This window comes from Streptomyces sp. NPDC002403 (assembly GCF_053593015.1).
Genome location: NZ_JBSFBQ010000020.1, coordinates 62,539 through 80,290, shown reverse-complemented (window position 1 = coordinate 80,290; position 17,752 = coordinate 62,539). Strand labels below are relative to the sequence as shown.

15 protein-coding genes are annotated in these 17,752 nt (G+C 71.4%); 9 read left to right on the top strand and 6 right to left on the bottom strand.

Going from position 1 to position 17,752, the window contains the following annotated elements; all coding sequences use genetic code 11:
• Positions 1-70 precede the first annotated feature (70 nt).
• The 3 genes from ACWCPY_RS22445 to ACWCPY_RS22435 all read left to right on the top strand — a co-directional run bounded on the left by ACWCPY_RS22445 (position 71) and on the right by ACWCPY_RS22435 (position 5,324).
• Positions 71-1,519 (top strand): Gfo/Idh/MocA family protein, encoded by a 1,449-nt coding sequence (locus tag ACWCPY_RS22445; protein WP_451267551.1) that lies wholly within the window; start codon positions 71-73, stop codon positions 1,517-1,519.
• A gap of 200 nt (positions 1,520-1,719) precedes the next feature.
• Positions 1,720-3,546 carry an ABC transporter transmembrane domain-containing protein gene (locus ACWCPY_RS22440; RefSeq protein WP_451267549.1) on the top strand — a complete coding sequence of 609 codons (1,827 nt, stop codon included), beginning with the start codon at positions 1,720-1,722 and terminating at the stop codon, positions 3,544-3,546.
• Positions 3,543-5,324: an ABC transporter ATP-binding protein gene (locus ACWCPY_RS22435; RefSeq protein WP_451267547.1), complete on the top strand. Its 1,782-nt coding sequence runs from the start codon at positions 3,543-3,545 to the stop codon at positions 5,322-5,324. The genes ACWCPY_RS22440 and ACWCPY_RS22435 overlap by 4 nt, the downstream gene beginning before the upstream one ends.
• Positions 5,325-5,588: 264 nt before the next feature.
• On the opposite strand, the gene ACWCPY_RS22430 is transcribed toward ACWCPY_RS22435, so the two are convergent.
• Positions 5,589-6,380 (bottom strand): metal-dependent hydrolase, encoded by a 792-nt coding sequence (locus ACWCPY_RS22430; protein ID WP_362452527.1) that lies wholly within the window; start codon positions 6,378-6,380, stop codon positions 5,589-5,591.
• Between the two features lie 78 nt (positions 6,381-6,458).
• Between ACWCPY_RS22430 and ACWCPY_RS22425 the strand changes: the two genes are divergently transcribed.
• Positions 6,459-9,032 (top strand): DEAD/DEAH box helicase, encoded by a 2,574-nt coding sequence (locus tag ACWCPY_RS22425; RefSeq protein ID WP_451267545.1) that lies wholly within the window; start codon positions 6,459-6,461, stop codon positions 9,030-9,032.
• A 49-nt stretch (positions 9,033-9,081) separates the two neighbouring features.
• Positions 9,082-9,954 (top strand): acyl-CoA thioesterase, encoded by an 873-nt coding sequence (locus tag ACWCPY_RS22420; RefSeq protein ID WP_329820765.1) that lies wholly within the window; start codon positions 9,082-9,084, stop codon positions 9,952-9,954.
• A 14-nt stretch (positions 9,955-9,968) separates the two neighbouring features.
• Here the strand turns inward: ACWCPY_RS22420 and ACWCPY_RS22415 are convergent, their stop codons facing one another.
• Complete coding sequence (locus ACWCPY_RS22415) at positions 9,969-10,232, bottom strand: DUF6011 domain-containing protein (protein WP_451267543.1); 264 nt, start codon at positions 10,230-10,232, stop codon at positions 9,969-9,971.
• A gap of 69 nt (positions 10,233-10,301) precedes the next feature.
• Here ACWCPY_RS22415 and ACWCPY_RS22410 point away from each other — a divergent pair, with 69 nt between their 5' ends.
• Positions 10,302-10,967 (top strand): hypothetical protein, encoded by a 666-nt coding sequence (locus ACWCPY_RS22410; RefSeq protein WP_451267541.1) that lies wholly within the window; start codon positions 10,302-10,304, stop codon positions 10,965-10,967.
• Positions 10,968-10,992: 25 nt separating this feature from the next.
• On the opposite strand, the gene ACWCPY_RS22405 is transcribed toward ACWCPY_RS22410, so the two are convergent.
• Together ACWCPY_RS22405 and ACWCPY_RS22400 are read right to left on the bottom strand one after the other, a co-directional pair.
• Entirely contained in the window at positions 10,993-11,289 is a 297-nt protein-coding gene (locus ACWCPY_RS22405; protein WP_451267539.1) for an SHOCT domain-containing protein, read from the bottom strand.
• Between the two features lie 77 nt (positions 11,290-11,366).
• Entirely contained in the window at positions 11,367-11,816 is a 450-nt protein-coding gene (locus ACWCPY_RS22400) for a DUF6325 family protein (protein ID WP_451267537.1), read from the bottom strand.
• A gap of 235 nt (positions 11,817-12,051) precedes the next feature.
• Here ACWCPY_RS22400 and ACWCPY_RS22395 point away from each other — a divergent pair, with 235 nt between their 5' ends.
• Entirely contained in the window at positions 12,052-13,821 is a 1,770-nt protein-coding gene (locus ACWCPY_RS22395) for a cation:proton antiporter (protein WP_451267535.1), read from the top strand.
• A 6-nt stretch (positions 13,822-13,827) separates the two neighbouring features.
• Here the strand turns inward: ACWCPY_RS22395 and ACWCPY_RS22390 are convergent, their stop codons facing one another.
• A complete protein-coding gene (locus ACWCPY_RS22390; RefSeq protein WP_451267638.1) occupies positions 13,828-15,687 on the bottom strand; it encodes a glycoside hydrolase family 15 protein in 1,860 nt (619 codons plus the stop codon).
• A 112-nt stretch (positions 15,688-15,799) separates the two neighbouring features.
• The gene (locus ACWCPY_RS22385; protein ID WP_451267533.1) at positions 15,800-16,240 is read right to left on the bottom strand and encodes a DUF7144 family membrane protein; all 441 of its coding nucleotides are present in this window, start codon (positions 16,238-16,240) and stop codon (positions 15,800-15,802) included.
• 157 nt (positions 16,241-16,397) lie between these two features.
• On the opposite strand from ACWCPY_RS22385, the gene ACWCPY_RS22380 reads away from it, so the two are divergent.
• Together ACWCPY_RS22380 and ACWCPY_RS22375 are read left to right on the top strand one after the other, a co-directional pair.
• Positions 16,398-16,979 carry a helix-turn-helix domain-containing protein gene (locus tag ACWCPY_RS22380; RefSeq protein WP_451267531.1) on the top strand — a complete coding sequence of 194 codons (582 nt, stop codon included), beginning with the start codon at positions 16,398-16,400 and terminating at the stop codon, positions 16,977-16,979.
• A 49-nt stretch (positions 16,980-17,028) separates the two neighbouring features.
• The gene (locus tag ACWCPY_RS22375; protein WP_451267529.1) at positions 17,029-17,571 is read left to right on the top strand and encodes an N-acetyltransferase family protein; all 543 of its coding nucleotides are present in this window, start codon (positions 17,029-17,031) and stop codon (positions 17,569-17,571) included.
• Positions 17,572-17,752: the final 181 nt, after the last annotated feature.

Genomic DNA, 17,752 nt, shown 5'->3' with positions numbered 1-17,752 from the left:
CCAACTACCAAGGTCCTTACCGAGGTTCATTCACCAGCCGCGCACGTCAGACCCCCTTCACGGAGGATCGATGAACGACGCAGCACAGCAGAACGACGGTACGCAGGGCGGCGGCGAGGGCTCCATGAGCCGCCGCTCGGTCCTGTGGACGACCGCCTCGGTGGCCGGCGCCGGGCTCGGGCTCGGCGCCCTCGGCAGCTCCACCGCGGCCGCCGCCACCGGCCGGGGCCAGGAGGCCGCCGCGGACGTGGCGGAGGCTCCGAAGCGCCAGGGCCGGACCATGGTGGGGGTCCCCTTCGACCGGCGCTCCACCGTCCGGGTCGGCATCGTCGGCCTCGGCAACCGCGGCGGCAGCATGATCGATCTCTTCCTCGCCGTCAGCGGCGTACAGGTCGTCGCCGTCTGCGACCCGGTCAAGGAGAAGGCCCAACGGGCCGCCGCGAAGGTGACCGCCGCGGGTCAGCCGGCACCCGCCGTCTACACCAACGGTGAGCACGACTACGAGAACCTCTGCAAGCGCGGAGACATCGACTTCGTCTATGTGGCGACTCCGTGGGACTTCCACTTCCAGATGGCGAAGACCGCCATGCTGAACGGCAAGCACGTCGGTGTGGAATGTCCGATCGCTCTCCAGCTCGACCAGCTCTGGGAACTGGTCGATCTCTCCGAGCGCACCAGACGCCACTGCATGCAGCTGGAGAACTGCTGCTACGGACAGAACGAGATGCGGGTGCTGCGCATGGCACACGCCGGTCTCTTCGGTGACCTGCTGCACGGCGCGGGCGCGTACAACCACGATCTGCGTGGCCTGATGTTCGACCCGGACTACTACGAAGGCCCCTGGCGCAGGCTCTGGCACACCAGGCTGCGCGGCGATCTCTACCCCAACCACGGGTTCGGCCCGGTCGCCAACTACATGGACATCAACCGCGGCGACCGCGCGGTGAGCATCACCAGCGTCGGTTCCCCGTCCCTCGGGCTCGCCGAGTACCGCGAGAAGAACATGCCGGCCGGTGACCCGAGCTGGAAGGAGACCTATATCGAGTCCGACCGGACGATCAGTCTCGTCCAGACCGCCAAGGGACGGGTCATCCGGCTGGAGCACGATGTGTCCACCCCGCATCCGTACTCGCGGATCAACAGCCTCGGCGGCACGAAGGGCGTCTTCGAGGACTACCCCGCCCGTATCTACATCGAGCCCGACCACACCAATGACAACTGGGGCGACTTCTCCAAGTACCAGGAGTGGGACCACTGGCTGTGGAAGGAACACGCCAATCCGCCGGGGGGTCACGGCGGCATGGACTACATGCTGGTGTTCCGGCTGATGCAGTGCATGCGGCTCGGTCTCGTCCCCGACTTCGATGTGTACGACGCGGCGACCTGGACCTCCCCCGTGCCGCTCAGCCACCTGTCCATCCGGGCGAAGGGCGCGCCGCAGCAGATCCCGGACTTCACCCGCGGTGAGTGGAAGAAGGCCCGCTCCGGCATGGACTCGGAGAACCCCGAGAAGGCCTGAGTAGCCGGCCGGGCCGGGCACGCGCCCCGCGGGGCCCGTGCCCGGCCCGCTCGTGCGCCGTCGCGGCCGTGGCGCGATACGGCCGTTCCCGGAGAAAACCAATTGCTCGAACCGACGTCCTGGGGCGAACCTGGCACGGTTTGGATCATTCGCCTTGATCCATGCACCGAACGACCAGTCACACCGAACCATGGGACGTCATGCAGATTCGCGATCTTCCCTACCCGGATCCCGGCGATCCCGATGTCCGGTCAGGGCCACGCTTCCTGCTCTGGCTCGGCCGCAATCAGTTCAGGGGTCAGCTCAAGTCCATGGCCTGGGGGCTGCTGCACCAGTGCTCCATCGCCGGGCTGCCGCCCGCCGTCGGTCTGGCCGTCCAGGCGGTCGTCGACCGCTCCGCCGAACGGCTCGCCTGGTCGGGCGGGCTGATCGCGGTGCTGGGCGTGCTGATCGCGCTCGGCGACACCATGCTTCACCGGACGGCCATCACCAACTGGATCACCGCTGCCGCCCGGGTCCAGCAGCTGCTGGCCCGTAAGACCGCGGAGCTCGGCTCGGCGCTGACCCGTCGGGTCGCGGCGGGCGAAGTGGTCGCGGTCTCCACCGGTGACGTCGAGAAGATCGGATGGTTCGTCGAGGCTCTCTCGCGCTTCGCCGCGGCCGCCGCCGCCCTGGTTCTGATCTGTGCGGGGCTTCTCCTCTACCTGCCGTCGCTGGGCATCCTGGTGACGGTCGCCGTGCCGTTGCTGGCCCTCGCCGTGCTGCCGCTGCTCCCCCGGGCCACCCGGCGCGCGGACCTCCAGCGCGAGAAGGCCGGCAAGGCCACGGAACTTGCCTCGGACACCGTGGCCGGGCTGCGGGTGCTGCGCGGGATCGGCGGCGAGGAGCTGTTCCTCGGCCGTTATCGGCGCGCCTCCCAGGAGGTCCGCGAGGCGGCGGTGCACAGCGCGCGGATGTGGTCGCTGATCTCGGCGGTCCAGGTACTGCTGCCGGGCTTGCTGCTCATCGCGCTGGTCGTGTACGGGGCAACGCTGGCACGGGACGGCCGGATCGGCGTCGGCCAGCTGGTCACGGTGTACAGCGCGGCGACGCTGCTGCTGTTCCCGCTGCGCCACTTCGAGGAGATCGCGATGGCGTACTCCTTCTCCCGGCCGTCCGCCCAGCGCGCGGTCCGGGTGCTGTCGTTGCGCCGCACGGCCCGCCCGTCGACCCTCGATGGCTCGCCGACCGGCGATCTGTACGACCCGGTCACCGGTCTGATGGCTCCGGCCGGCCTGTTCACCGCGGTGGTCTGCGGGGATCCGGACGAGGCGGGCCGGCTGGCCGAGCGGCTCGGCGGGCACGCGCAGGCGGACGCCGGCCCGGACGAGGACGCCGCGGGGCGCGGGGTCCCGTCCGTGCTCCTCGGCGGCGTACCGCTGGACGAGCTCCCGCTGGACTCCGCCCGGGCCGCCGTACTGGTGCAGGACAAGGACCCGGTTCTGCTCTCCGGCACGCTCGGCGAGCTGCTGGACGTTCCGTCGTCCGGCCGGGTGACCGCCGAGGAGGCGCTGACGGCCGCGCAGTGCGGCGATGTGCTGGCCTCCTTGGCACAGGCCTCGCTCGCCACGGACGGCGACCCGATGACCACCCGGATCACCGAGCGCGGCCGCTCGCTCTCGGGCGGCCAGCGCCAGCGGCTCGCGCTGGCCCGCTCCCTGGTGACCGACCCGGAGGCGCTGGTGCTCGACGAGCCGACCTCCGCCGTCGACTCGCACACGGAGGCCCGGGTCGCCGCCGGGATCAAGGCACTGCGCCAGGGCCGCACCACCGTGGCGTTCGCCTCCTCACCACTGCTGCTCGACCTCGCGGACCGGGTGGTGCTGGTGCACCGGGGCACCGTCGTCGCGGTCGGGGACCACCGCGACCTGCTGCGCGCGGAGCCCCGCTATCGGGCCGTCGTGACACGTGAGACGGACGAGGAGATCGCGGCCCTGGCATCCCGGGGCACGACCGCAACGATCGAGGAAGTCGAGGAACGGGCATGATCGGCGTCGCAGTACCGGCGTACGACCCGGCCGCGCCGGAGTCGGCGACGACCCTGCCGGTCGGCACCCCCACCACCGTACGGAGCTACGTACGGGAGCTGCTGCGGCGCCATCGCGGACGGTTCGCCGTGCTCGTCGTGTTCAACGCCGTCGCGGTGATCGCGTCGATCACCGGCCCGTATCTGCTCGGCGGGCTGGTGGAGGACCTCTCCGACGGTGTGCGGGACCTCCATCTGGAGCGCACCGCCGGGGTGTTCGCGCTCGCGCTGGTCGTGCAGACCGTGTTCACCCGGCTGATGCGCCTGCGCAGCGCGATGCTCGGCGAGGAGATGCTGGCCGATCTGCGCGAGGACTTCCTCGTGCGGTCGGTCGGGCTGCCGCCGGGGGTGCTGGAGCGGGCCGGTACCGGAGATCTGCTCTCCAGGATCACCACGGACATCGACCGGCTGGCCAACGCGATGCGCGAGGCCGTGCCGCAGCTGGCGATCGGCGTGGTGTGGGCGGGGCTGCTGCTCGCCGCTCTCACCGTGACGGCTCCGCCGCTGGCGCTCTCGGTACTGATCGCGCTGCCGGTGCTGATCGTCGGCTGCCGCTGGTACTTCAGGCGGGCGCCGTCCGCGTACCGTTCGGAGGCCGCGGGATACGCCGCGGTCGCCGCGATGCTCGCGGAGACCGTGGACGCCGGACGGACCGTGGAGGCGCACCGCCTCGGTGCGCGCCGGGTGGCGCTGTCGGACCGGCGCATCGCTCAGTGGACCGCTTGGGAGCGCTACACGCTCTTTCTGCGCTCCGTGCTCTTCCCGGTCATCAACGCCACCTATGTGACGATTCTGGGCGCGGTGCTGATGCTCGGCGGCTGGTTCGTCATCGAGGGATGGCTGACCGTGGGACAGCTGACGACGGGCGCGCTGCTGGCACAGATGATGGTCGACCCGATCGGTCTGATCCTGCGCTGGTACGACGAGCTGCAGGTGGCGCAGGTGTCGCTGGCCCGGCTGGTCGGCGTACGGGACATCGAACCGGACGCGGGCGACGCGGAGGTCGTCCCGGACGGCCGGGACGTCCGGGCCGACGAGGTGCGCTTCGGGTACCGCGCCGGCCTCGACGTACTGCACCGGGTGTCGCTGGACGTCGCACCCGGTACGCGCCTCGCGCTGGTCGGCCCGTCCGGCGCCGGCAAGTCCACACTGGGACGGCTGCTGGCCGGGATCTACGCCCCGCGCACGGGCGAAGTGACGCTGGGCGGAGCCGAGTTGTCACGGATGAGGGCGGAGGACGTACGTACGCATGTGGCGCTGGTCAACCAGGAGCACCATGTGTTCGTCGGCTCGCTGCGGGACAACCTCCTGCTGGCCCGTACGGGCGCCGGGGACGCCGAGCTGTGGGCGTCGCTGGCGGCCGTCGACGCGGACGGCTGGGCGAAGAACCTGGAGGAGGGGCTGGACACCGAGGTCGGCTCCGGCGGTCTGGCGCTGACCCCGGCCCAGGCCCAGCAGATCGCCCTGGCCCGGCTGGTCCTGGCCGATCCGCACACCCTGGTGCTGGACGAGGCGACCTCGCTGCTGGACCCGCGGGCCGCCAGACACCTGGAGCGCTCCCTGGCCCGGGTGCTGGACGGCCGTACGGTCGTGGCGATCGCACACCGGCTCCACACCGCGCACGACGCGGATGTGATCGCGGTGGTCGAGGGCGGCCGGATCAGCGAACTGGGCGGTCATGACGAGCTGGTGGCGGCGGACGGCGCGTATGCGGCGCTGTGGCGGTCCTGGCACGGCTGAGCGCACCGCCCCGAAGCCGTCCGGGCGCGCCCGGGCGGCTTCGGGAAAGGGACGGCGAAGGGAAAACGCCGGACAGTCCCGGGGTATCGCCCCGCGACGATCGGCGCACGAACCCATGGCCGCCGACGACGGCGGGAGATGCGTCGGTCGCGCCGGGTTCTGTCGACGCCTCGACATCCACTCCGCGTTCTCGGCGTTCGCGGTCCGGTTCGACCGTCCGAGCGACGGCATCGGTGACCCGGCGGCGGAGCGCCGCCCGCGCCGTCAGATGAAGTTCAGCGCGGCCGCTCCGCCCACTCCCCCGAGCACCATGAACACCGGCATCAGCACCTTCAGCTCCACCCAGCTCCCGGCCCGGAACCGCATGGCCTTCGGCGGGCCGACCGGGTACCAGCGCTTGCGGCCGATCGGGATGGGCCACAGGATCGGGCAGCCGGAGACGGTCAGCGCGTCACCGATGTCGTGGACGAGCGCGCCGAGCACGATCGGCAGCCCGAGCCAGAGGTACTCCTGGCCGGGGGCGGTGAACAGCCAGTCCGAGCCGTTGCCCGGTTTGTCCAGGACGCCTGCCAGTATCCAGGCGCTGGTCGCGCCGAGCAGCCAGACCAGGACGTCGCTGGACATCCGGGCGGCCCGCCACAGGAGCCCTTCGACGGCGAGCACCAGATGGACGAAGAGGATCGCCAGGACCGCCCACCGGCCGCCGGTGATCGCCGCGGCGGAGGCCCCGGCGCCGATCAGGACCGCCCAGAGCCAGGTGTGGGTCAGGGTCCGGTGGCCGCCGTTGCGGGTCGAGTCGCCACGCATCCTGGTCGCCTTGTAGACGGCGTGCGAGAGCTTGTCGACGATCTCGCAGAGCCCCCGGGACACCGGCCCGAAGGCGCGCGAGATGGTCGCGGACTTGTGGTCGAGGTCCGGGGCCAGCGCGGCTCCGGCGGTGATCAGCGCGCCGACGACGAGGACGGGCCATGGCATCGCGTGGCCGGCGGCCGCCGCCGCCGCGCCCACCCCCAGCCAGGCCGCCGCCCCTGACAGAGAGTGTGCCGGTCCCATCATGGTTCTTCCCGCCCCCAGAGTCGTATCGCTGCCATTGCCGTTACGGCACGGCCGAGTTGAGTGGGAAGCGTATCGCCCATGATCTTCATACGGTCGTCCGGTTCCCTCATCCGGGCGGAAGGCAGGCAAGATGGGGGCGTGACCCTTATCGATCAGCTGCCCCCGACCGACGACCCCGACGCCCTCTTCGAGGCCTTCTCGTCATGGACCGAGACGCGGGGCATCACCCTCTATCCGGCCCAGGAGGAGGCGCTGATCGAGGTGGTCTCCGGCGCGAATGTGATCCTTTCCACTCCGACCGGCTCCGGAAAGAGCCTGGTCGCGGCGGGTGCGCACTTCACCGCGCTGGCCCAGGACAAGGTCACCTTCTACACCGCGCCGATCAAGGCACTGGTCTCGGAGAAGTTCTTCGACCTGTGCAAGCTGTTCGGTACGGAGAACGTCGGCATGCTCACCGGCGACGCCTCGGTCAACGCCGACGCCCCGGTGATCTGCTGCACGGCCGAGGTGCTGGCGTCCATCGCGCTGCGTGACGGCAAGTACGCCGACATCGGCCAGGTCGTGATGGACGAGTTCCACTTCTACGCCGAGCCGGACCGCGGCTGGGCGTGGCAGATCCCGCTGCTGGAGCTGCCGCAGGCGCAGTTCATCCTGATGTCGGCCACACTCGGTGACGTCCGGATGTTCGAGGAGGACCTGACCCGCCGCACCGGCCGCCCCACCTCCGTGGTGCGCTCCGCGACCCGGCCGGTCCCGCTCAGCTACGAGTACCGGCTGACCCCGATCACCGAGACCCTCACCGAACTCCTGGACACCAGGCAGTCGCCGGTCTACATCGTGCACTTCACGCAGGCCGCGGCCGTCGAGCGGGCGCAGTCGCTGATGAGCATCAACATGTGCACCAAGGAGGAGAAGGAGAAGATCGCCGATCTGATCGGCAACTTCCGCTTCACCACCAAGTTCGGCCAGAACCTCTCCCGTTATGTGCGGCACGGTATCGGGGTGCATCACGCGGGCATGCTGCCGAAGTACCGGCGCCTGGTGGAGAAGCTCGCCCAGGCCGGACTGCTGAAGGTGATCTGCGGCACGGACACCCTCGGCGTCGGCGTCAACGTGCCCATCCGCACCGTGCTGTTCACCGCGCTCACCAAGTACGACGGCACCCGCGTCCGTACGCTGCGCGCCCGGGAGTTCCACCAGATCGCCGGCCGTGCGGGCCGGGCCGGCTTCGACACGGCGGGCTTCGTCGTGGCGCAGGCGCCCGAGCACGTCATCGAGAACGAGAAGGCCGTCAAGAAGGCGGGCGACGACCCGAAGAAGAAGCGCAAGGTGGTCCGCAAGAAGGCCCCCGAGGGCTTCGTCGCCTGGTCGGAGACCACCTTCGACAAGCTGATCCAGTCCGACCCCGAGCCCCTGACCTCCCGTTTCCGGGTCACGCACACCATGCTGCTGTCCGTGATCGCGCGTCCCGGCAACGCCTTCGAGGCGATGCGGCGCCTGCTGGAGGACAACCACGAGCCGCGCCGGGCGCAGTTGCGGCACATCCGCCGGGCCATCGCGATCTACCGTTCGCTGCTGGACGGCGGTGTCGTGGAGCAGCTCGACAAGCCGGACGCGGAGGGCCGGATCGTCCGGCTCACCGTCGATCTCCAGCAGGACTTCGCGCTCAACCAGCCGCTGTCCACCTTCGCGCTGGCCGCGTTCGACCTGCTGGACCCGGACTCCCCCTCGTACGCGCTGGACATGGTCTCCGTCGTCGAGTCGACGCTCGACGACCCCCGGCAGATCCTCGCCGCGCAGCAGAACAAGGCGCGCGGCGAGGCGGTCGGGCAGATGAAGGCGGACGGCGTCGAGTACGAGGAGCGGATGGAGCTGCTCCAGGAGGTCACGTACCCGAAGCCGCTGAGCGAGCTGCTGTGGCACGCGTACGACGTGTACCGCAGGAGCCACCCGTGGGTGGGCGACCATCCGGTCTCGCCGAAGTCCGTGATCCGTGACATGTACGAACGCGCCATGACGTTCACGGAGTTCACCTCCAACTACGAGCTGGCCCGTACCGAGGGCATCGTGCTGCGCTATCTCGCCAGTGCGTACAAGGCGCTGGAGCACACCATCCCGGACGACCTCAAGTCCGAGGACCTGGAGGATCTGATCGCCTGGCTGGGTGAGATGGTCCGCCAGGTGGACTCCAGTCTGCTGGACGAGTGGGAGCAGTTGGCCAACCCGGAGGTGGAGACCGCCGAGCAGGCGCAGGAGCGGGCCGACGAGGTGAAGCCCGTCACGGCCAACGCCCGTGCCTTCCGGGTGCTGGTGCGCAACGCGATGTTCCGCCGGGTGGAGCTGGCCGCGCTGGACAAGGTCGGTGAGCTCGGTGAGCTGGACGGCGGCGCGGGCTGGGACGAGGACGCGTGGGGCGAGGCGATGGACGCCTACTGGGACGAGTACGACGACCTGGGCACCGGTCCGGACGCCCGCGGCCCGAAGCTGCTGAAGATCGACGAGGACGGGGCGCACGGTCTGTGGCGGGTCCGGCAGACCTTCGCCGATCCGAACGGCGACCACGACTGGGGCATCAGCGCGGAGATCGATCTGGCCGCCTCCGACGAGGAGGGCCGGGCCGTGGTCCGCGTGACCTCCGTCGGTCAGCTGTGAGGACGTACGCCGCGGGCGCGGCGCCGCTGCGAGAGTGGAGACGAACCGCATGACGAACCCCGCCGAGCGCCTGGTCGATCTGCTCGACCTGGAGCGGATCGAGGTCAACATATTCCGTGGGCGCAGTCCCCAGGAGTCCCTGCAACGGGTCTTCGGCGGGCAGGTCGCCGGGCAGGCGCTGGTGGCGGCCGGCCGGACCACCGACGGGGACCGGCCGGTCCACTCGCTGCACGCGTACTTCCTGCGGCCGGGTCGTCCGGGTGTGCCGATCGTCTACGAGGTGGAGCGCGTCCGGGACGGCCGGTCGTTCACCACCCGCCGGGTCACGGCCGTCCAGCAGGGCCGGACGATCTTCAATCTGACGGCGTCCTTCCACCGGCCGGAGGAGGCGGGTTTCGAGCACCAGCTGCCGCCGGCCCGCGAGGTCCCGGATCCCGAGGAGTTGCCGACCGTCGCCGAGGAGGTCCGTGAGCACCTGGGCGTGCTGCCGGACGCTCTGGAGCGGATGGCTCGCCGGCAGCCCTTCGACATCAGGTACGTCGACCGGCTGCGCTGGACGAAGGAGGAGGTCGAGGACGCCGACCCGCGCAGCGCGGTGTGGATGCGGGCGGTCGGCCCGCTGGGCGACGACCCCCTGGTGCACACCTGCGCGCTGACGTACGCCAGTGACATGACGCTGCTCGACGCGGTCCGTATCCCGGTGGAGCCGCTGTGGGGGCCGCGCGGCTTCGACATGGCGTCGCTGGACCACGCGATGTGGTTCCACCGGCCGTTCCGGGCCGACGAGTGGTTCCTGTACGACCAGGAGTCGCCGGTCGCCACCGGCGGGCGGGGACTGGCTCGTGGCCGGATCTACGACCGGGGCGGCAATCTGCTGGTGTCCGTGGTGCAGGAGGGGCTGTTCCGCCGTCTCGGCGCATAGCCCGCTGCCCCGGGTCAGACGCCGGGCAGCGGGTCCTGCTCGACCTCGTGGCGGCGGGTGCGGATGTCCGGCGGCGCGGGGTGGAGTTTGGCGTCGCAGGCGGGGCCGAGGCCGGTGCGGCGTGACTCCGTTCCGGTGAGCGGGCGGCCGCACATGCGGCAGCGCACCACCTTTCGCCGGGCGGGACGGCCGGCCGGGTCGTCCTCGGGCGAGGGCTCGGTGCCGGTGCCCGGGAAGGGCTCGGGGAAGGGATCGGGGAAGGGATCGGCGGATTCCACGGATCGATCTTCTCAGGACGCCCGTCTGCTCTGCGACGTCCGAGCAGCACACTACGGAGGAGTTCACTGGTGAGCAGCGTGCTGGCCCTGAAGCGAGTCGGGGTGGAGGTTTCGCCCGTCGGCCACGTCGTCGAGTTCACCGACGCGCCCGGCGGCGAGTCCCGGGTGGTCGCCCATGTGGAACGCGAACTGCCGGAGGGCGGGATATCCGCGTATCTCGCCGCCCGCAAGTCGGGGGCGCGCTCCCTCGTGCTGTGGGCCGACCCCGAACGCCGGGCCCGGCTGGCCACCCTGGTCACCGCGTCCGCGGCCGACGGCGTCGCCACGTACCGGGTGCTGGGCGCGCGGGGCGAGCTCGTCGGCACGCTCGTCCGGGAGAAGGCCCTCTCCGGCACGGGGCTGCGGACCCGCTGGACGGTGGCCCAGGCCGGCTGCCCGGAGGCGGTCGGACTCAAGGGCCGGATCTTCTGGTGGTACGTGTGGTGGCTGCTGTTCCCGGTCCAGGTCGCGATCGGCGTGGGCAGCCTCCTGAACGGCGGGGGCGATGTGGCGCGCGGTCCGCGCCGCATCATCTGGCGGGCCGGCCGGGAGGTGCCGCTGGAGTTCTTCTCGGACGACGACGAGATCCATGTCCACGCGCCGTGGATCGACCGGCGGCTCGCGGCCGCGCTGAGTGCGCTGATCCCCACCTTCGACGGCTGGCTGGGTACGCCCTGGGACGACAGGCGCACCTGAGACCGGGTACGCGGGGCCGGGCCGGTCAGGGGGCGAGGATCCTGGCCTTCTGGGCCTCGAACTCGCTCTCGCTCAGCACTCCCTGGCTCTTGAGGTCGCCGAGCTCCTTGAGCTGGGCGATCTTGTTGCTCATCTCGTCCTCCGGCGCGAGGGAGGTGGGCACGGGGGGCGGGGGCGCCGCGGCGGCCTGCTGTGCCTGCGCCTGCTCGGCGTCCTGGCGCGCCCAGCGGCCCGCCTGCCGCCGGGAGACCCGGTTGGAGACCGAGGTGGCGGTTCCGGCGATCACCGCTGTACGGGCGACGCCACGAAGAAGGCCTGGCATGGTGCATCTCCTTTGACTGGCTCTGCGGGGACGGCCCGCGGTCCGCTGCGCGGTACGGCCGGTCCCTGGGCGGCGGCTCAGGCTCTGGACCCGGCCTCGGCCGCGTCGAGCGACGCCAGGATGTCCTGGACCGGGATGCGTCCGTTGGCGACGAGGCGTCCCCCGGAGCGACGCAGGGCGGCCGCGAGCGGTCCGGCCCACACGTTCTCGTAGATGACGATCCCGGCGGCGCTGCCGGGTTCGAGGACCGCGCTCACCTCGTCGATGTCGTCCCGGCCGAGCAGGCCGGAGGACACCCCTTCGAAGACGGCGAGGTCTTCCTGGCCGTTCGCGGTCAGCTCGGAGAGTTCCACGCCGTCCACCGTTCCGTCCTGGTTCTTCCTGACGAAGACCAGGTCCAGGATCCGGATGATTCCCCGGTCGACCAGATCGACCAGCAGGGGCATCCCCTCGCCCGTCATCCGGCTTCCCGGGAACTCGATCACCAGGTAGTCGATCGGCCCCGTCTCGTCGGTCTCGCTGCTCACACCGGCTCCTCAGAATCTCGACTGCCCCACGTCCGGCCGGGGCCTGTGCCTCCGTCATTGGAGCAGTGGGCGGCCCGGTGCGCATCTCGGTCGGGGACACGGGGCACGCCGACCCGTTGGGCCGTCGGAGGGACGGGGAGTCACTCCGACGGCCCAGTGGCGCGAGCCGCGCCCCGCCTCCCCGCCACCGCCGCCGATGGTTGCCGGGCAGCACGGCGTCCGAGGAGGCACGGAGATGACGGCCGATGAAGTGATGGTGGGCGTGGGACTCATCGTGGTTCTGGCGGTCGGCTCCCAGCTGGTGGCGAGCCGGCTGCGGGTGCCCGCGCTGCTGATCCTGCTGCCGGTCGGCTTCATCGCCGGGGCGCTGACGGACGACGTCGACCCCGTGAAGCTGCTGGGCGAGGCGTTCTCCCCGCTGGTCTCCCTCGCGGTCGCGGTGATTCTCTACGAGGCCGGGCTCGGTCTGGAGATCGGGCGGCTGCGGGGCCATACGCGTCGCATCGTGGTCAGGCTGATCTGGCTGGGGGCGCTCATCACCTGGCTGTCCGCCGCCCTGTTCGCCGTGCCGGTGCTGAGCATGTCCAAGGGCGCGGCGGTGATGCTGGGCGCGATCCTCGTCGTGTCCGGGCCGACGGTCGTCGGGCCGCTGCTCAATTTCGTACGGCCCTGCGAGCGGCTGCAACGCGTCCTGATCTGGGAGGGCTCCCTGATCGACCCGGTCGGCGGCATCCTGGGGGCGCTGGTCTTCCATGCCGTCGTCGCCGGTGAGCTCAAGGGGTTCGGGAGCCAGGTGGAGCAGTTCTCGGCCAGCGCCGCGGTGGGTGCGGTGGGCGGCGTGGTCGGGGCGGGTGTGCTGTGGCTGCTGCTGCGCCGTGCCCGGCTGAGCGAGGAGCTGGCCACTTCCGCGCAGATCGCCGCGGTGATCGGGATCGCGGCCGCCTGCGACGCGCTCCGCGAGGACACCGGGCTCATCTCCGCGGTCGTGATGGGAATGGCCATGGCGAATCTGCCGGGCCTGGACGTTCCGGCCCGCCGGCCGTTCCTGGACACATTGGTCTCCCTGATCATCGGGTTGCTGTTCATCTCCATCTCGGCCACGGTCACCCCGGCCTCGCTGCGGCACGTGGTGCTGCCCTCGCTGGCGCTGGTCGCTCTGCTGGTCCTCGTGGTGCGCCCGCTCGTGGCGCTGGTGTCGACGGCCGGGACCGATGTGCGCGGCGGCGAGCGGTGGTTCATCGGATGGATGGCCCCGCGCGGCATCGTCGCCGCGGCGACCGCCTCCACGTTCTCGGCGACTCTGGTGGCGCGGGGCGTCGACGGCGCCGAACGGATTCTGCCCGCGACCTTCGTGGTGATCGTCGCCACCGTCACGCTGTACGGCCTGACGGCGTTTCCGGTCGCCCGGCGGCTCGGGGTGCTGCGCCCGTCCCGGTCCCGGCCGCTGCTGGTGGGCGGTTCGCCCTGGGCGGTCGATCTGGGGCGCGCGCTGAACTCGGCGGGGCTGGACGTGCTGATGTGGGCGGGTGCCGAGTGCCAGCGGGCCCGGATCGAGGAGGCCGGGCTGGCGCTGGCGCCGGGCGAGCTGCTCGCGGCGGCCTCCGGTGCCGGGGCCGAGCTGGAGGGCATCACCGGTGTGCTGCTGCTCACCGAGGAGGACGACTTCAACGCACTGGCCGCCATGACGCTGCGGGAGAGTGTCGAGGGCCCGGTCCACCGGCTCGCGCCGGGCGCCGACAGCCAGGGCGTGGTGGCGCCGTACACCGGGGGCGAGCCCCTCTTCCGTACCGGTCTGACCGGGCCGGAGCTGGCCCGCCGGTACGAGGCCGGGGCCCGGGTGCTGACGCGGCGGGCCGACGGAGCCGTCCCGGCCGGGCACGACGTGCTGTTCGTCGTACGCTCCGACGGGCGGCTCGCCCCGGTCACCCACGCGCACACCCCGGATGCCCGGCCGGGCGACACCGCCGTCCTTCTCGGTCCCCCGTCGCGGCCGCCTTCGCCCTGAGCACGGTCAGCCGCGTTCCCTGGCGTGCGCCGCGTCCAGCGCCTCGTCCAGGGTGCGGGCCGCCGTGATGAGCGAGAGGTGGGTGAACGCCTGCGGGAAATTGCCGAGTTGCTCGCCGCAGGGGCCGATCTCCTCGGCGAACAGACCGACATGGTTGGCGTAGGTGAGCATCTTCTCGAAGGTGTAGCGGGCCTTGCGCAGCCGGCCCGCGCGGGCCAGGGCGTCCACGTAGAGGAACGTACAGAGACTGAACGTGCCCTCGGAGCCCCGCAGTCCGTCCGGGGATGCCGCCGGGTCGTAGCGGTAGACGAGGCTGTCGGAGACGAGTGTGCGGTCCATGGCGTCGAGTGTGGCGAGCCAGCCCGGGTCCTTCGGGGCGAGGAACCCCACCCTGGGCATCAGCAGCAGTGAGGCGTCGAGCACTCCGCCGCCGTAGTACTGGACGAAGGCCTGCTCGGACTCGCTCCAGCCCCGTTCCATGACCTGTTCGAGAACCGCGTCCCTGGCCCGGGTCCACCGGGCGGTGTCGGCGGGCCGGCTCAGCTCGGACGCCAGGCGCAGACCGCGGTCGAACGCCGCCCAGCACATCACCCGGCTGTAGGTGAAGTCCTGCCGTCCGCCGCGGGTCTCCCAGATGCCCTCGTCGGGCCGGTCCCAGGAGTCCACGAGCCAGTCGAGCGTCCGGGCCACGACCTGCCAGCCCCGGTAGCCCGCCTGGATGCCCACCTCACGGCCCTCGGACAGGGCGTAGAGGGCCTCGCCGTAGATGTCGAGCTGCAACTGGTCGGCTGCCGCGTTGCCGAGCCGTACCGGGTACGAGCCCCGGTAGCCCTCGAAGTGGGTCAGGATCTCCTCCCTCAGCAGGGGTTCCCCGTCGACGCGGTACATGATCCGGAGGGGTTCCTCGCCGGTGTCCTCCCGTAGCCGGTCGCCGAGCCAGTGGGTGAAGGCGATCGCCTCGTCCACGAACCCGAGGTCGAGCAGGGCCCGGACCGACAGCGCGCCGTCCCTGACCCAGGTGTAGCGGTAGTCCCAGTTGCGTTCGCCCCCGATCTGCTCGGGCAGGCCCATGGTCACCGCCGCGACGGGGGCCCCGGAGGGGGCGTAGGTGAGCAGTCTGAGGGTGATGGCGGAACGGTTGACCATGTCGGACCAGCGGCCCCGGTAGCGGGAGCCGCGCACCCACCGCTGCCAGAAGTCGACGGTCTCCCAGAGCTGTTCCGTGAAGGCGCCGACGGTCGGCCCGGGTGGCGCGGGACCGTCCGCCGCACAGACGGTGAGGACCGCGACGCTCGACTCGCCGACGCCCAGGACCACTTCGCCCACGGCGTCCCGGCCGTCGCGTGCCACGGGGAACGCGGCCCGGAGGTGGGCCGCGATCCCCGGCGCCCGGAACACGGCTCCCCCGGGGACCGGTTCGAGCGTGTGGGTGGCCCGGCCGTAGTCGAACCGGGGCCGGCACTCCATGGCGAACCGTACGGTCCCGCGTACCGCGCGCACGGCCCGTACCAGGGTGTGCCGGTCGGTGGGGGTCCCGGTGCGTCCGGGCGGCATCCAGTCGAGCACCTCTCCGACGCCGTCCGGGGACATGAAGCGGGTGACCAGGACCGCGGTGTCCGGGTAATAGAGCTGCCGGCAGGTGATCTCGGGGTCGTCGGGCGCCAGCCGGAAGAAGCCGCCGCCGTCGTGGTCGAGCAGTGCGGCGAAGATGCTGGGGGAATCGAAGCGCGGGGCGGCGAACCAGTCGACGACCCCCTGTGAGGAGACCAGCGCGGCGGTCTGCAGGTCCCCCACCAGCCCGTGTTCGGCTATGGGCGGGTATCGGTCCATGAGCGTCCAATCCCGGACGGGTCCTTTCGGAGGGATCGTCCTCGGTCCCCTGTCCGCCCGGCCCTCCGTGATCACCCGCCCGCACCGTGGGTATCGGCGCGGGCGCGGGGCGTGACGGCGACGTCCGGATGGCGCCGCAGCCACGGCCTCAGGCGCTCTTCCCCTCCTCCTGCGGATTCGCGCACAGCGCCCAGATGATGAAGACGTTGATGGCGATGAGCACGAGGGACCAGAGCGGGAAGTAGGGCAGCCAGAGGAAGTTGGCGACTGCGCCCAGGCCCGCGAGCACGATGCCCACCACACGCGCCCAGGCGGCCCCGGTGAACAGCGCGCAACCGGCGAGCACGATGACGATGCCGAGAGCGAGATGGATCCAGCCCCAGCCGGTGAGGTTGAAGCGGAACACGTAGTCACGCGTGGCGACGAACACGTTGCTCTTGGCGATGGCCGCGATTCCCTCGAAGATCGCCATCGCTCCACCGAAGATCATCAGGACCCCCGCGAAGGCGGTCCAGCCGATCCGGAAGGGGTGGTTCGAGGTCTGGGCGGCGTGGGGCGCCGCGCCCGGCCCGTTGACGGTACTTGCCATTGCGGCCTCCTGGGGTGGACGAGCAACCCGGTGGACCGAGTGGCCACCGGAGCCTCCCCGAACAAGGGTGACACGGCGGCGCCCGGTCGGCAGAACGACCGTTTCCGGAGCGACACCCTGACACGACCCATCTCCGGACAGGGATATCATCTCCATGATGAGAGAAATCGAAGAGCCGGGGCCCGGATCCGTCGATGCCCGGCTCGCCGCACGGCTGGGCGAACTGCGCGCCGAACGCGGCTGGTCCCTGGACGAGCTCTCGCGGCGCAGCGGAGTGAGCCGCTCCACGCTGTCCCGGCTGGAGCGCGGCGAGTTGAGCCCGACCGCCGCCCTGCTGGGCACGTTGTGCACGGTCCACGGACGGACGATGTCCCGGCTGCTGCTGGAGGTGGAGGCGGATCCTCCGCAACTCGTCCCGGCCGCACGGCAACCGGTCTGGCGGGACGAGGCGTCGGGGTTCGTACGCCGCTCGGTGTCGCCACCGCACACCGGCCTGCGCGCGGAGATCGTCGAGGGCGTCCTCGACGCGGGGGCCGCCATCGCGTACGAGAACGCACCGGTGTCCGGTGTGGAGCAGCACGTCTGGGTCCTGGAGGGGACGGTCGAGATCACCGTGGACGGCACGGTGCACACGGTGCGCAGCGGCGACTGTCTCCGGTTCCGGCTCCGAGGCCCCTCGCGCTTCCACTGCCCGGGACCGGAGCAGGTCCGCTATGCCCTGATGATCGTTCTGCCATGACGGCCGGGCAGACCGCGAAGGCCGTGAAGGCTGCGAAAGGACTCCGTACATGACCGAGATCGTCCCCGTGGGCGGCCCCGAACTGATCACCTACGCCGATGAGTTGGCGGCTCTCCTGGTGGACACCGTGAACGGCGGGTCGTCGGTGGGCTTCCTCGCGCCGCTGGACCGCGACACGGCCGCCGCCTGGTGGCGGGAGAGGGCCGGGGCCGTCGAGGCCGGCCTCCTTCAGGTCTGGATCGCCCGTGACGCGGAGCGGGTCGCGGGAACCATCGGCCTGGTCCCGGCCCGGCTGCCCAACGCCCGCCACCGTGCGGAGGTGGCGAAGCTGATGGTGCGTCCGTCGGCCCGCGGCCGGGGCGTCGGCCGGTCGCTGCTCGACGCCGTCGAGCGCTCGGCCGCCGGAACCGGCGTCACACTGCTGGTCCTGGACACCGAGAGCGGAAGCCCGGCCGAGCGGCTCTACCGCTCGGCCGGCTGGACGGAGTGCGGTTCGATCCCGGACTACGCCGGGGACCCGGCCGGAGCCCTGAGGCCGACGACGCTCTACTACAAGGCGATCGGTTCCGCGCACCCTGTGCCCTCCCGTTGACGACGCGAGCGCCGGGTGACGATCTCCTGGGCGGGGCACTGGAGTTCGGGACCCGGCGCGAACCGTACGCGGGTCGCTCATCGGGGTCATGCCGCGTTCGACGCGGTGGCGGGAGTCCCGCAGGTCGGCGGCGTGCACGGGCTCCGGGCGGCCGACGACCGGCTTCGTACGGACCGGTCCG